This is a genomic window from Cellulomonas sp. McL0606 (assembly GCF_058248365.1).
Genome location: NZ_CM177779.1, coordinates 2,281,122 through 2,294,323, shown reverse-complemented (window position 1 = coordinate 2,294,323; position 13,202 = coordinate 2,281,122). Strand labels below are relative to the sequence as shown.

20 protein-coding genes and 1 riboswitch are annotated in these 13,202 nt (G+C 71.4%); of the genes, 7 read left to right on the top strand and 13 right to left on the bottom strand.

The genetic code is table 11. The features are described from left to right. Positions 1-31 precede the first annotated feature (31 nt). The 5 genes from AC38ZX_RS11705 to AC38ZX_RS11685 all read right to left on the bottom strand — a co-directional run bounded on the left by AC38ZX_RS11705 (position 32) and on the right by AC38ZX_RS11685 (position 3,676). Positions 32-454 (bottom strand): SHOCT domain-containing protein, encoded by a 423-nt coding sequence (locus AC38ZX_RS11705; protein WP_426592142.1) that lies wholly within the window; start codon positions 452-454, stop codon positions 32-34. A gap of 103 nt (positions 455-557) precedes the next feature. After that, positions 558-1,358, bottom strand: a complete 801-nt coding sequence (locus AC38ZX_RS11700; RefSeq protein WP_491294336.1) for a bestrophin-like domain — start codon at positions 1,356-1,358, stop codon at positions 558-560. A 117-nt stretch (positions 1,359-1,475) separates the two neighbouring features. Further along, positions 1,476-2,759 (bottom strand): APC family permease, encoded by a 1,284-nt coding sequence (locus tag AC38ZX_RS11695; protein ID WP_491294334.1) that lies wholly within the window; start codon positions 2,757-2,759, stop codon positions 1,476-1,478. Between the two features lie 42 nt (positions 2,760-2,801). Continuing rightward, positions 2,802-2,948: a hypothetical protein gene (locus tag AC38ZX_RS11690; RefSeq protein ID WP_491294332.1), complete on the bottom strand. Its 147-nt coding sequence runs from the start codon at positions 2,946-2,948 to the stop codon at positions 2,802-2,804. Between the two features lie 16 nt (positions 2,949-2,964). Further along, a riboswitch (cyclic di-GMP riboswitch) is annotated at positions 2,965-3,039 on the bottom strand. Positions 3,040-3,265: 226 nt separating this feature from the next. Beyond that, positions 3,266-3,676 carry a CD225/dispanin family protein gene (locus tag AC38ZX_RS11685; protein ID WP_491294329.1) on the bottom strand — a complete coding sequence of 137 codons (411 nt, stop codon included), beginning with the start codon at positions 3,674-3,676 and terminating at the stop codon, positions 3,266-3,268. A 223-nt stretch (positions 3,677-3,899) separates the two neighbouring features. Between AC38ZX_RS11685 and AC38ZX_RS11680 the strand changes: the two genes are divergently transcribed. Continuing rightward, positions 3,900-4,106, top strand: coding sequence for a three-helix bundle dimerization domain-containing protein (locus tag AC38ZX_RS11680; RefSeq protein ID WP_426592138.1), 207 nt, complete (start codon positions 3,900-3,902; stop codon positions 4,104-4,106). Positions 4,107-4,132: 26 nt separating this feature from the next. Here the strand turns inward: AC38ZX_RS11680 and AC38ZX_RS11675 are convergent, their stop codons facing one another. Further along, the gene (locus AC38ZX_RS11675) at positions 4,133-4,342 is read right to left on the bottom strand and encodes a hypothetical protein (RefSeq protein ID WP_491294324.1); all 210 of its coding nucleotides are present in this window, start codon (positions 4,340-4,342) and stop codon (positions 4,133-4,135) included. A gap of 103 nt (positions 4,343-4,445) precedes the next feature. Here AC38ZX_RS11675 and AC38ZX_RS11670 point away from each other — a divergent pair, with 103 nt between their 5' ends. Both AC38ZX_RS11670 and AC38ZX_RS11665 read left to right on the top strand, forming a co-directional pair. Further along, positions 4,446-4,667: a three-helix bundle dimerization domain-containing protein gene (locus AC38ZX_RS11670; protein ID WP_426592136.1), complete on the top strand. Its 222-nt coding sequence runs from the start codon at positions 4,446-4,448 to the stop codon at positions 4,665-4,667. A 49-nt stretch (positions 4,668-4,716) separates the two neighbouring features. After that, on the top strand, positions 4,717-4,848 hold the full coding sequence (locus AC38ZX_RS11665; RefSeq protein ID WP_426592135.1) for a zinc finger domain-containing protein: 132 nt from the start codon (positions 4,717-4,719) through the stop codon (positions 4,846-4,848). 25 nt (positions 4,849-4,873) lie between these two features. Here the strand turns inward: AC38ZX_RS11665 and AC38ZX_RS11660 are convergent, their stop codons facing one another. The 7 genes from AC38ZX_RS11660 to AC38ZX_RS11630 form a co-directional block, all read right to left on the bottom strand. Next, on the bottom strand, positions 4,874-5,356 hold the full coding sequence (locus tag AC38ZX_RS11660; protein ID WP_491294320.1) for a CD225/dispanin family protein: 483 nt from the start codon (positions 5,354-5,356) through the stop codon (positions 4,874-4,876). Positions 5,357-5,453: 97 nt separating this feature from the next. After that, positions 5,454-6,113, bottom strand: a complete 660-nt coding sequence (locus AC38ZX_RS11655; RefSeq protein WP_491294317.1) for a DedA family protein — start codon at positions 6,111-6,113, stop codon at positions 5,454-5,456. Then, a complete protein-coding gene (locus AC38ZX_RS11650) occupies positions 6,110-6,958 on the bottom strand; it encodes a COG4705 family protein (protein ID WP_491294315.1) in 849 nt (282 codons plus the stop codon). Before AC38ZX_RS11650 ends, AC38ZX_RS11655 begins: the two co-directional genes overlap by 4 nt. A gap of 40 nt (positions 6,959-6,998) precedes the next feature. Beyond that, on the bottom strand, positions 6,999-7,991 hold the full coding sequence (locus tag AC38ZX_RS11645) for a sensor histidine kinase (RefSeq protein ID WP_491294312.1): 993 nt from the start codon (positions 7,989-7,991) through the stop codon (positions 6,999-7,001). Positions 7,992-8,068: 77 nt separating this feature from the next. After that, entirely contained in the window at positions 8,069-8,383 is a 315-nt protein-coding gene (locus AC38ZX_RS11640) for a hypothetical protein (RefSeq protein ID WP_491294310.1), read from the bottom strand. Next, the gene (locus AC38ZX_RS11635) at positions 8,380-9,123 is read right to left on the bottom strand and encodes a COG4705 family protein (protein ID WP_426592130.1); all 744 of its coding nucleotides are present in this window, start codon (positions 9,121-9,123) and stop codon (positions 8,380-8,382) included. The genes AC38ZX_RS11640 and AC38ZX_RS11635 overlap by 4 nt, the downstream gene beginning before the upstream one ends. A gap of 639 nt (positions 9,124-9,762) precedes the next feature. Further along, the gene (locus tag AC38ZX_RS11630) at positions 9,763-9,930 is read right to left on the bottom strand and encodes a hypothetical protein (RefSeq protein ID WP_491294305.1); all 168 of its coding nucleotides are present in this window, start codon (positions 9,928-9,930) and stop codon (positions 9,763-9,765) included. Between the two features lie 70 nt (positions 9,931-10,000). On the opposite strand from AC38ZX_RS11630, the gene AC38ZX_RS11625 reads away from it, so the two are divergent. From AC38ZX_RS11625 to AC38ZX_RS11610, 4 genes are all read left to right on the top strand, one after another. Further along, entirely contained in the window at positions 10,001-10,318 is a 318-nt protein-coding gene (locus AC38ZX_RS11625) for a hypothetical protein (protein ID WP_491294303.1), read from the top strand. After that, positions 10,315-11,229 carry a transketolase gene (locus AC38ZX_RS11620; protein WP_491294301.1) on the top strand — a complete coding sequence of 305 codons (915 nt, stop codon included), beginning with the start codon at positions 10,315-10,317 and terminating at the stop codon, positions 11,227-11,229. The genes AC38ZX_RS11625 and AC38ZX_RS11620 overlap by 4 nt, the downstream gene beginning before the upstream one ends. After that, on the top strand, positions 11,226-12,182 hold the full coding sequence (locus AC38ZX_RS11615) for a transketolase family protein (RefSeq protein ID WP_491294297.1): 957 nt from the start codon (positions 11,226-11,228) through the stop codon (positions 12,180-12,182). Before AC38ZX_RS11620 ends, AC38ZX_RS11615 begins: the two co-directional genes overlap by 4 nt. Positions 12,183-12,343: 161 nt before the next feature. Further along, positions 12,344-13,195: a sugar-binding transcriptional regulator gene (locus tag AC38ZX_RS11610; RefSeq protein ID WP_491294294.1), complete on the top strand. Its 852-nt coding sequence runs from the start codon at positions 12,344-12,346 to the stop codon at positions 13,193-13,195. Positions 13,196-13,202 lie beyond the last annotated feature (7 nt).

Here is a 13,202-nt window from a genome sequence, read left to right as displayed (position 1 = left end):
GTCTCGAGGGCCTCAGACGGCCCGTCCGGGCTCAGGCCAGGGCTGCGGCCTTGAGCTGGTCGAACTCGGCCTGCGTGATGGCGCCGCTGTCGAGGAGCGCCTTCGCCTTGGCGATCTGGTCGGCAGGCGACTCGGCCGACGCGGCTGCGGACCGGATCTGCGAGTTGAACTGCTCCTGGGCCGCTGCGGCCTGAGCGACCCCGCGCTCACCCATGCCCCGGCCCCGGAAGATCAGGTAGAAGAGGATGCCGAGGAACGGCAGGAGGATGAGGAAGAAGACCCAGAGGGCCTTCACGCCGCCACCGGTGGTCTTGTCCCGGAACAGGTCGGAGAAGATCGCGATCAGGAGCCAGAACCAGATCACGAAGAGGAAGAACTCGAGCATCCACAGCAGGACGTCGCCGCTGCCGAACGTCGATGTCACCGTGTCGCTGGCGAACAGTGTTGTGAGCATGTCGAAAGTCTCCTGGTGCGGGGTAGAAGTGCAGGACGGACGTCCGGCCGGGAATCCGACAGATCGGGCTCCCGCGCCTCGATACTAGGACCATCGATGCACGTCACAGCGCCGCGACGCGCATGCCGGTCAGGACGGTCGGCCGTCGGCGTCGCAGGGGAGCGAGAGGGTGAGACCGACCGAGGAGAAGCTCCGCGTCCATGACGCGCAGGTTGCGCTGCATCGCTGTCGGCTCCAGCTTGCCCAGCCCCGCGCCGTGCGGGTGGTCGAAGAACGTGAGCAGCAGGAGCAGCAGGGTGATGACCACCGTGACGCTGCCCATGAGCATCACCTGCGTCGTGGCCTTCTCGTCGCGGTCCGCGAAGAAGAGCATGTACGCGAAGATCACGCCGGAGATCACGTAGAGGACCAGCCAGAGCGGGAACGGGATGAGGCCCTCGGCGCCATGGACGCGGTCGACGCGCGCCTGCTCGCGGGCGGCCGTCTGGTCCATCCACCGGTCGTACGCGGACTGCTCGGTGTCACTGCCGGGAGTGAACTGCTCGAGCGTCTGGAACATGCGTACGCCCCACGGGTTCACCGCCTCGCCCAGCGTGCCGTCGCCCATCGCCGGCCACTCGGTACCCACCACGGACCGCCCGTAGCAGACAGCTCGCCGCTGAGCTGCCGGGCGGTGTCCGTCGGGAAGAACTGCGCCGTCTCGAGCTGCTGCGCCACGATCGTCGCCTCCGTCTCGGCCCCCGAGCGTGCCTGGTCGTAGGAGTCGAAGGCGAGAAAGATGATGAAGCCCAGCAGCACAGAGAACCCGGTCGCGAGAACACCGAACACGCCGGACGCCCGGTCGCCGTCGGTGAAGAAGCTGCCCTCGGGTGCACGTCGCCGCACGAAGAGCATCGCCGTGCACGTCAGCGAGGTGACGATGACGACGACGATCGCGCCCACGACGATGTTCATGGCCGGAAATATACGGGTCGGTCACGATGCGGCGGGCGTCGGCCGCCGAGCGCCAGGCGGACGATCGTCACGCCGGGCGACGACTCGCCGGCATGCGTCGGCGCACCGCCCACTCGATCGCCGCGCCGAGCACGACGACCAGCCCGGCGGCGACGGCCGCTCGAGGGAGGGTGCATGCCAGGACCAGGCACCCGAGCAGACCGACCAGGGGCACGACCCGGGGCGGTCGTCCCTCGTCGCGCCGCAGCGTCAGCGCGGACGCGTTGGCGATCGCGTAGTAGACGAGGACCCCGAAGGACGAGAACCCGATCGCGCCGCGCAGGTCGAGGGTCGCGACGAGGACCACGACCACGGCGCCGACGGCCACCTCGGCGGTGCGCGGCGTCCGGGACTGCTCGTGGAGCCTCGCCAGTCCGGAGATCCGTGGCCGGTCGCGCGCCACGGCCACGACGGTCCGGGACACCCCCAGCAGCAGCGCGAGCAACGCGCCGAGAGACGCGGCGGCCGCGCCGACCCGGACGGCGGGCGCCCAGGCGGCCGAGGACCCCGACTCGACGACCGCCTGCAGCGGCGCGGGTGACGCCGCCAGTCCCGGCGCGCCGATGGCAAGCAGGGCGCTGAGCCCGACGACCACGTACACCACGAGCACGACGGTCAGTGCGATCGCGATCGCGCGCGGGATCGTGCGGACCGGGTCGCGCACCTCCTCGCCGAGCGTCGCGACGCGCGCGTAGCCGGCGAAGGCGAAGAAGAGCAGGCCGGCCGACTGCAGGATGCCCCCGACGTCGGCGCCCGGGAACGGCTGGAGGTTCGAGGTGTCTGCCGTCCCGCCACGGAACGCGGACAGGACGACGACGAGGAGCGCCGCGAGCGAGACGACGACGATGACGGTGCTCAGCTGGGTGGAGCGTTGCACGCCGGCCCAGCCGAGCACGGTCAGGGCCGCGACGGCGAGCACCGCGACCAGCCGGACGTGACCCGGTGCGACGTACGACCCCAGGGTGAGGGCCATGGCGGCACAGCTGGCGATCTTGCCGACGATGAAGGCCCAGCCCGCCTGGCCCGCCCACAGGTCGCCCAACCGGTGCCGGGCGTAGACGTAGGTGCCGCCCGACGTCGGGTAGAGCGCCGCCAGCCGGGCCGACGATGTCGCGTTGCAGTAGGCCACCAGCGCGGCGACGCCGAGCCCGATCAGCAGTCCGGAACCCCCGGCGGCGGCAGCAGGCGCGAACGCCGAGAAGATCCCGGCCCCGATCATCGCCGACATGCCGACGACGACGGCGTCTCGCACGCCGAGCCGTCGGACCATCGAGTGCGGGCCGGGCGTCACGTCGGGGACGGGTTGCTGCACCGCCCCATCATGGCGTGGGCCGACCGCCGGTGGTCGGACCGCTCAGGCGGCCCGGCCGTCCTGCGCCGGGACGAGGTCGATGGCATCGGAATCGGCGGCCAGGGCGGCCCATGCCTTGAGGCGGCCCGCGGGCAGTCCGCCCGTGAAGGCGGCCTCGGTGGGGTCGACCGGGTATCCGCGCTGATCCATCTGACCGTCCCGTCTGTTCGGTAGCCCGGCTGACCCAGAAGGCCCCGTGGCTTTGCGTCCCCGCCTCACAGCGGGTTTGCCGTCTCGCTGACGTCCCTACCCTAAGTGATGGCGGGCATGACAACAGTCATGACAGAACGGACAATCGGACAATCGTCCATTTTTCACCCGCCCGCGTGCCGGTGCGTCGCCCGCACGGGTGACGACGGGCGCGATCGCGCGTCCGTTCGGGCTACCCACATCTCCGGTCGTCGCGTCAGGGTGCCCACCGGCACCCACGGCGACACGCTGTCATAGCCACTGTCGTGAGCGGGCCGTCACCCGTTGCGGTACGGCGCGGGGGCGCCGAACGGCTGCTGGTTCGACCAGCCCGGGCCGTTCTCCCACACGCCGCTGTTGTCGAGGTGGTGCGCCGCGAGCACGAAGAGGGCGATCGAGACGATCCAGGCCAGCATGGAGAGCAGGATCACGCACCCGCCGACGATCACGCTGATGATGCCCCAGCGCCGGGCGTTCGCCGACTCGCGCTGCGCCGCCTCGGCGTCGGCCGCACCGAACGCCCGGGCGGCCCGGTGCGACGCGAGCAGCGCGGGGATGCCGGTCGGCCAGAACAGCAGCATCCCGGCGATCACCCACCCGACGGGTGCGGTCAGGAACGTGTGCCGGTATGGCGCGGGCGACGGGGCCGGAGGCAGAGCAGGGTCGGTGGCGTTCGACGGTGATGCCACGGTGGTGTCCTCCCGAGGGCGCGGATTCTCCCGACGAGCCTACGGCCGCAGTCGGTGCGGGGTGACCGCCCGGGCTCGACGCGCCGCGCCGCGCCCGGGACGGTCGTCCTCGAACGAGCCCATCCGCGCACCAGCCGCGGCGTGTCGTCGCGTGTCCAACTGTTCGACCGCTGTTCGGGTTCGCGCCGTTGTGCCGGCCGCGTCCCGGCTCGAGCGTGTCCGTATGGCCATCGAGGACGAGCACCGCGCGATCGACGACGTCGTCGACCGCATCGCCACCAGGTACCCGAGCTTGTCCAGGGCGCTCGTCCGCGACCAGGTCGACGTCGGGCTCGCTGCGTTCGACGGATCCGCGGTGCGCAGCTTCGTCCCCATCCTGGTCGAGCGGGACGCCGTCGAGTTCCTGGCCGAGTTCGCCGAGGGCGGCTGACGGAGAAGGCTCGTGCGCCGGCGGGATCAGCGCCGACGATTTCCCTCGCGCTCCGCGATGTAGGCCGGCCGTCCGTCGGGAAGGGTCGTGGTCTCGGCGGTCACGACGTACGGGACGTCCGTCACGTCGTCGCCCCGGTAGTGCAGATGCTCACCCGTCGGCATCCCGTCCAGCCCGAGGAGACCGACGGCGCCGTCGACCTCGCCACCACGGGCCACGACCCAGAAGTGATGCATGCGTCCAGGATGGCACCGTGTCGTCGACCTGCGGAAGCCCCGACGTCGGCCGTCGTTCACGCGGGCCATTGACCTGGTCGAGCGTCCATAGGACGCTTCTGGCATGCCCATCGAGGACGAGGGTCACGCGATCGACGAGGTGGTGGAACGCCTCTCCGCCCGCTTCCCGGACGTGCCGGAGTCGGACGTCCGTGCGCAGGTCGAGTCCCACCTGACGAAGTTCTCGGGAGCGGCCGTCCGCGCCTTCGTCCCGGTCCTGGTGGAGCACGAAGCGGGCGAGACTCTTGCGAGCCACCAGGTCGGCGGAGGCGGTGACCCGACGTGACCGGTGGGCCGCCCTGGCGCGTCACGGCCGTGTCAGGCACGATCTGCGCATGACCAAGCCGTTGAACGTCGAGTGCCCCCGGTGCGGCGCCGCGCCGGGGAAGTCCTGCCGGACCGCCGACCGGGTCAAGCGGTCGCCGCACGACCGCAGGGTGTCGGCCGCCCGCGGCACGAAGAGCTGAAGCCTCGACGAGGCCCGACCTCGGTCTAGCCGTTCGAGCGCTGGCGACCGGACCCGTCCGGCACGGCGAAGGGCTGCTGGTTTCCGATCCGAGGGCCGAAGTCCCGGCCGCTGTCGCGGTGGTCGTGGACCGCGACCGCAACGACGAAGGCCCACACGATCGTCGTCAGCACCGACAGGGCGACCAGGACCGCGCCGATGATCACGCTGATGATGCCCCACCGGCGTGCGTTCGCAGACTCGCGGACCGCCACCTCGACGTCGGCCGCACCGAATGCACGCGCCGCCCGGTGAGACGCGAGCAGGGCCGGGATCCCGGTCGGCCAGAAGAGGAGCATCGCGGCGATCACCCAACCGACCGGCGCGGAGGTTCGGTGCGCCGACGGCTGGGGCGCCACGTAGGGGGGCGGATCGGCGGGCGGGGGAGCGACGGGCGGATCGGCGGGCAGGGGCGCGACGGGCGGATCGGTCACTGCGGTCGTCTCGCTGGCGTTCGACACTTCGGACACGGCTTCCTCCTGGCGATGTGCTGGTGGCACGAGGCTAGGAGTCGACCCTGGGAGGAGCCTTTGTGCGTGCGCCGAACGGGTGACCGGCACCGACGCACTACGGTGTCGCGGCCCGAGACCGGGACCTGAGCCGGGAGATCACGAACCCGCCGACCAGGGCGACGACGACCGCGACCACGACCCACTGCGCGATCCCGGCGTACCTCTCGACGGCGTCCCAGTTCTCGCCGAGCAGATAGCCGGCGCAGACGAAGATCGTGTTCCAGACGGCGCTGCCCGCGGCGGTCAGGGCGAGGAACGCGAGGACCGGCATGCGCTCGACGCCGGCCGGGATGGAGATGAGGCTGCGGAAGACGGGGACCATGCGCCCGAAGAAGACGGCGGCGTGCCCGTGCCGGGTGAAGAACGCCTCGGCACGGTCGATGTCGGCGATGCTGACCAGCGGGATCCGGGCCATGAGGGCACGGGTACGGGTCCGTCCCACGAGGGCCCCGAGCAGGTACAGGACCATCGCGCCCACCACGGAGCCCGCCGTCGTCCACACGATCGCCTCGACCAGACCGAACGTGCCCTGGCTGGCCGTGAACCCGGCCAGGGGCAGGATGAGCTCGCTCGGCAGCGGCGGGAACACGTTCTCCACGGCGATGGCGATGCCGGCGCCGGCCACGCCGAGCGTCTCCATCAGGTGGACGGCCCACCCCGAGACGCCGGACAGCACGGACGGGTCCGTGCCGGTGGCCAGCGCCAGCACCGTCACGCGACGGTCGCGGGGAGCTCGTCGATGTCGTCGATGTCGTCGATGTCGTCGAAGTCGTCGATCTCGGCGGCCTCGACGTCACGCTTGGTGACGAAGAGATAGAGCACGATGCCCGCGATCGCGGACAGGAAGATCGCGCTGGTCGCCGTCGTTCCCAGGCCGAGCCCGCCATCCGCGGTGGGCTGGGAGAGCAGGTCGCCGATGGACGCGCCGAGCGGACGGGTCAGGATGTACGCGGCCCAGAAGGACACCACGGCGCCGAGGCCGAACCGGTAGTGGGCGAGCGCGACCACGCCGATCGCGGCCGCGAACAGTGCGACCGAGGCGAGGTAGCCAAGGCCGAGACCCTCGGCCAGGAGATCCCCCGCCGCGGTGCCGAGCGCGAACGTGAACAGGATGGCGAGCCAGTAGAACGCCTCGCGGCGGGTCGTGGTGATGGAGTGGATCGAGAGCGTGTGCTCGATCCGGTACCAGATGGCGAACGTGATGGTCAGTGCGATGGCGAACACGAGCGTGGTGACCCAGAGCGGCACACCGTAGTTGTCGACGAGGTTGTCGGTGATCAGGGTTCCGACGACGCTGATGAGCACGACGGCCAGCCAGTACAGGGGTGCGACGTAGCGCGAGGACCGGAACTGCAGGGCGAGCGTCACCACGAGGATCACGCCCACGAGCAGGCTCGCGACGGTGAGCGTCATGCCGAGCGTGTCGGTGAGGTAGTCGGCGAACGTCTCGCCGACCGTCGTGGCGAGCACCTTGATCAGCCAGAAGAAGATCGTGATCTCGGGGACCTTGTTGAGCAGGCGGTTCGAGATCGTCCGGGCGGTCGGGAGGTCTGAAGTCATGGCTGGAAGGTTCGCTGACCGACCCTGAGGATCGCCTGAGTCACGGGCCGACGGTCGACGGCAGCGGCAGGTCGACGGTGAACGCGGCGCCGCCCAGGTCGGAGGCGCCCGCGCGCACGGTGCCGCCGTGGGACTCGGCGATGCCCCGCACGATGGCGAGCCCCAGGCCCGAGCCGCCCGTCGTGCGCGATCGGCCGTCGTCGAGACGCACGAACCGGTCGAAGACGAGCTCCCGGTCGGGCTCACGGATCCCCGTGCCGTCGTCGGCGACCTCGATCCGGGCACACCTGTCGAGCCGGTGCACCGAGAGCCGGACCCGCCGCTGCGCGTGGCGCACGGCGTTGTCCGCGAGGTTCTGGACGGCACGGGCCAGCTCGTCGCCGTTGCCACGCACACGAACCGGCTCGGTGGCCACGTCGACGTCGACCCCGTCGGGCGGGTGCAGCCCGAAGCCGACCCGTTCCACGATCTCGTCCAGGTCGACGTCGTGGTCGCGTCCCGGAGCGCCGCTGTCAGCCGTACGGGTCAGGACGAGCAGGTCGTCCACGAGCTGTTGCATCTGGTCGTTCGACGCGCGCAGGACGTCCGCGGTCGCGGCCCAGTCCGCATGCCCCGGGTCGCGCACGGCCACGTCGAGCTCGGCCCGCGCGGCGGCGAGCGGGCTGCGGGAGTCGTGGCTGGCGTCGGCGACGAACCGGACCTGGGCCTGCTGGGCGTGGTGCAGCCGGTCGAGCATGCTGTTCAGCGTGACGGCCAGCCGGGCGATCTCGTCGCCGGTCGCAGGGACGTCGACCCGGGTGTCGAGGTCGGCGTCGCTGATCTGAGCGGTACGCGCGCGGATCTGCTCGACGGGCTGCAGCGCCCGGGCCGTCAGCAGGTACGTGATGACGCCGACGACGAGGACGAGCAGCGGCACCGCGACGAGCATCGCCTGGGCGGCGTCGAGCACCGTGTCGCTGCCGGAGGCGTAGGACTGGCGCACGATCACCGTGTCCGCCGCGGCCACGCCCTCGATCCCGAGCGCGACCGTCACGAACGGCTCGTCGCCAGGCCCCGGCACCGTGGCGCTGGACACCTGGACGGCCCGTCCGGGTGCGGCGGTGGCCGTGGTCAGCGGCGGGTAGCCGGCGAGACTCCTGGCTCGCGGCCGCCACCGCGCCCTGGTCGAGGATCTGGACGAAGGCGTCGTCGCCCGGCCCGGACTGCAGGTTGAGGCTCGACGTGATCGAACCGTCGGAGGTGGAGCTCGGCCGCGATGTCGTGGGCACGGGTGCTCGCCGCCGCGACGGCGGTGTTCTCGATCGAGCCCTGCAGCACGACGAGCAGCCCGAGGCACGCCAGCACGAGAGCGAGCGCGACGGCCCCCATCGCTGCCAGCGCGGACCGGGCCCGGACCGTGCGGACCAGCGAGATCATGCCGGTCACGCTAGCGTCCGGCGCTCCGCTCGCTGGGTGAAGGTCATCCGGACCACGAGCGCGACGATGACGAGTGCGAGTGCGAGTGCCACGCGGCCGGAACCCAGACCGAGTCCACCGCGTTCCGGGGAGACACCGAGCCAGTCGGCGAAGGATGCGCCCACGGGCCGGGTCATGACGTAGGCGAACCAGAACGCGAGCACCCCGTTCATGCCGAACCAGCGGTACCCGATGGCCGGGACCAGCAGGACCGCGGTGAACAGCAGTCCGGCGGTGAGGAAGCCCAGGTGGAACGTCACGGCGACCATGTCCCCGGCTGCGGTCCCCAGCGCGAACGTGGCCATGACGGCGGCCCAGTAGAACAGCTCGCGGCGCCGCGTGCGGATGCTGTGGATCGACAGCGTCTTCTCGCTCGCCGACCACAGGACGAACACCGCCGCCAGAGACACCGCGAAGAACGCGGTGGAGACCACGTACGGGATGCCGAGCCCGACGTGCAGGACGTCGGCGGCCATGGTGCCGAACACCCCGACCATCGACACCGCGAACCAGTAGCGCCACACGACGTACCGCTGCGCGCGGAGCTGGATGACCATCGCGATCGCGAACGCGACGGCGCCGATCAGGACGGCCAGCACCGGTGGCATCGCGCGGACGAGGAAGTCGGACGCCGACTCGCCCATCGCCGTGGTCAGCGCTTTGGTGACCCAGAAGATCGCGGCCACCTCGGGCACACGGCTCAGGGCCACGACGCGGACGTCGGCGGTTGCAGTGGGTCGACTCGTCGGCACCCTCGGATCGTCCTCGGAGCAACCTTCAGATCTGCTGAGGATCGCGGCGGCCCGTCGGGCAGGCGCTCCCGGGCGGTTCGCGCACACCGGCCATTCCCTCGTCGGGGACCGTCTGGTACTGTCAGTGAATCGACGATCGGAGCTGAATAGATATGTCCAGCCAGACCAGCCAACCACGGTTCGGCGCCGGCCTGTGGCACTTCGCGTCCTACGTGGACCGCTACGCCACCGACGGCTACGCGCCACCCGTCACCACGCTCGAGCAGATCGCCCGCGCCGGGGAGGTCGAGGACCTGTCCGTCGTCGACGTGCCGTACCCCTTCACCCCGGACGTCACGGTCGACCAGGTCAAGGCCGCGCTCGCCGACCACGGCCTGGAGTGCGTCGGCGTCACCCCGGAGATCTACATGCGCCGGTTCAGCAAGGGCGCGTTCACCAACCCCGACGCCGCGGTACGTGCCGACGCACTGGCCGTCCTGAACGAGGCCGCCGACGTCGTGCGGTCGCTCGGGGCCCTACCTGAAGGTGTGGCCGGGCCAGGACGGCTGGGACTACCCGTTCCAGGTCGACCACCACACGCAGTGGGAGCTCGCCGTCTCAGGCATGCGCGAGCTGGCGCTGGCCAACCCGGACATCAAGATCGTCATCGAGTACAAGCCGCGCGAGCCGCGCAACAAGATGTTCTGGGACTCGGCAGCCAAGACCGCCCTGGGCATCAAGGCCATGGGTGTCGACAACGTGGGCGTCCTGCTCGACTTCGGGCACGCCCTGTTCGGCGGGGAGTCCCCGTCGGCGGCGGCCCAGCCTCCTCATCGACCACGGGCTCCTGTGGGCCATGGACGTCAACGACAACCTGCGCGGCTGGGACGACGACATGGTCGTCGGCACGGTCCACCCGGTCGAGGTCTTCGAGTTCTTCTACACCCTGAAGATCAACGGCTGGGAAGGCGTCTGGCAGCTCGACCAGTTCCCGTTCCGCGAGGACACCGTCGAGGCCGCCCGGCTCTCCATCCGGTTCCTCAAGGGCATCCACCGCGCGCTGGACGAGCTCGACATCGACGCGCTGCGGGCCGCACAGGCCCGTCAGGACGCGATGGGCGCCCAGAAGCTCGTCCAGGACGTGCTCTTCTCCTGCCTGCGGGAGGACTCATGAGCGTCGAGGAGGACCTCGTCCCGCACGTCGGGACTCCTGCCGTCGCGGACTCGCTGCCCGTGCTCGGCCGGGTCCCCGAGGGAGCCGACCGAGCCACGGCGCTGGTGCACCTCGCCGAGGCCGCGCGCCAGGTCCGCCGGCGGGACATCCAGATGATCCGGTCCGCCGGGCTGGGCCACATCGGCGGCGAGTTCTCGGTCATCGACATCCTGGTGACGCTCTACCTGTACTCGCTGAACGTCTCGCCCGACGCGGTGGACGACCCGGACCGCGACCGCTTCATCCTGTCCAAGGGCCACGCGGCGGCTGCGCTCTACACGACCCTCGCGGTCGCGGGCTTCCTGCCCCCGGAGCAGCTGAGCACCTTCATGCAGCCGCTCTCCCAGCTGAACGGCCACCCGGCCCGGACCAAGATCGCGGCCGTCGAGGCCAGCACCGGGCCGCTGGGCCACGGGCTGCCGATCGCGGTCGGCACGGCGTTCGCCGGCAAGCTCGACGGGTCGCCCCGGCGCACGGTCGTGGTCGTCGGCGACGGCGAGTTCCAGGAGGGGTCCAACTGGGAGGCGCTGATGACCGCGGGCAACCACCGGTTGTCCGGCCTGTGCGTCGTCGTGGACCGCAACCGGCTGCAGCAGGGCGCGCGGGTGGCCGACACCAACGACCTGGAGCCCCTGGCCGACAAGCTGCGGGCGTTCGGCCTCGAGGTGGTCGAGGTCGACGGGCACGACCACGCCGCCCTCGCCGACGCGTTCGCGGCCGTCCCGGCCGCCTCGGGCAAGCCCACGGCCGTCATCGCCCACACCTTCAAGGGCCACCCGATCTCGTTCATGTCCGACGACGTGGCCTGGCACCACAAGGTCCCGTCGCCCGACCAGGTGGCCACCGCACTCACCGAGCTGGAGACGCCATGAGCACCACGACCGCACCGGCCGACCGCGAGCTGCACGACTGCCGCGACGCGTTCGTCGCGACCCTGATCGAGCTTGCCGCGGACGACCCCCGGATCGTCGCGGTGGTCAACGACTCGGTGGGCTCCAGCAAGCTGGGACCGTTCGGCGCCAGGTTCGGCGACCGCCTGGTCAACGTCGGGATCGCCGAGCAGGACATGGTCGGTGTCGCGGCCGGCCTGGCCAACGGCGGGAAGATCCCGTTCGTCTCGGCGGCGGCGTGCTTCCTGACGGCGCGCGCGATGGAGCAGATCAAGGTCGACGCCGCCTACTCCCAGCACCACATCGTGCTCTGCGGGATGAGTCCCGGCATGGCCTACGGCGAGCTCGGCCCGACGCACCACTCGATCGAGGACCTGGCCTGGCTGCGGACGATCCCGGGCCTGACCGTCCTGGTCCCCAGCGATCCCACCGAGACCGCCCAGGCGATCCGCTGGGCGGCCCAGCACGACGGACCCGTGTTCGTACGCGTGAGCCGCATGGGTGTGCCGGACGTCAACCCGGAGGGCTACCAGTTCGCCCCGGGACGGGCCGTCGTCCTGCGCGAGGGCACCGACGTCACGCTGGTGGCCGCCGGGACGGTCGTCGTGCGTGCGCTCGACGCGGCCGAGCTCCTGGCCGCCGACGGCGTGTCGGCACGGGTCCTGTCGATGCCGAGCGTCAAGCCGCTCGACGAGGACGCGCTGCTCGCGGCCGCACGCGAGACCCGGGGGATCGTCACCGTCGAGGAGGCGCTGACGTCGGGGCTCGGGGGAGCCGTCGCGGAGCTCGTGGTGCGCCACCAGCCGGTGCCGATGCGGTTCGTCGGCGTGCCCGACTCGTTCGCACCCACCGGGTCGGTGGAGTGGCTGCTCGAGCACTTCGGCATCGATGCCTCCGGCATCGCCTCCGCCGCTCGTGAGGTGCTCGACCTCTAGAGTCGTGCCCGTGAATGACCAGTCACCCATGACCGAACAGGCGGAGCCGTGGACGCGGCGGCTCGGACCCAGCGACGAGCAGGTCCGGCTGATGGCGAAGGTCGCCCGGATGTACCACGAGCGTGGGATGCGGCAGGCCGAGATCGCCGCGGAGGCTGCACGTGTCGCAGCCTCGGGTGTCCCGGCTGCTCAAGCGCGCGGTCGAGGTCGGCGTGGTGCGCACGACGGTGAGCGTGCCGGCGGGCGTGCACACCGACCTCGAGGACGAGCTCGAGGCCGCGTACGGCCTGGCCGAGGCCGTCGTCGTCGATGCGGGTGACGACGACCCGCAGCGCGCGCTGGGCAGCGCGGCCGCGGTGTACCTCGAGACGACCCTGATAGGCGGCGACGACCTCGGCATCTCGTCGTGGAGCGCGTCGCTGATCGCGGCCGTCGACGCCATGCGGCCCTCGAGCAGCCCGGTGGTGTCCGACGTCGTCCAGCTCGTCGGCGGCGTCGGCGACCCGAGGGTCCAGCTGGACGCGACCCGGCTGCTGACGACGTTGGCCCGGGCCACGGGAGCCGCACCGATCTTCCTTCCGGCACCAGGTCTGCTGAGCAGCCCGAGCGCCCGAGAGTCCCTGATGGCCGACCCGGCGGTGCTGCAGGTCACCTCGCGGTGGCTCGACCTGACGATCGCGCTCGTCGGGATCGGCGCCCTCGAGCCCTCGCCGCTGCTGCTGCGCAGCGGGAACAGCATCGCGGAGGCCGAGCAGGACAAGCTCCGGGCCGCCGGGGCCGTGGGGGACGTCTGCCTGCGGTTCTTCGACGAGGACGGCCGCCCGGTGGTGACCGACCTCGACGACCGGGTCATCGGCATCTCGCCCGACGCCCTGCGCGCCATCCCGCGGCGCATCGCCGTCGCCGGGGGAGTGCGCAAGGTCGCGGCCATCCGGGGTGCGCTGCGCGGCGGGTGGGTCAGTGTGCTGATCACCGACGTCCGGACGGCGCGGGCTCTCGTGGCGGCCGCCTGACGCCGGG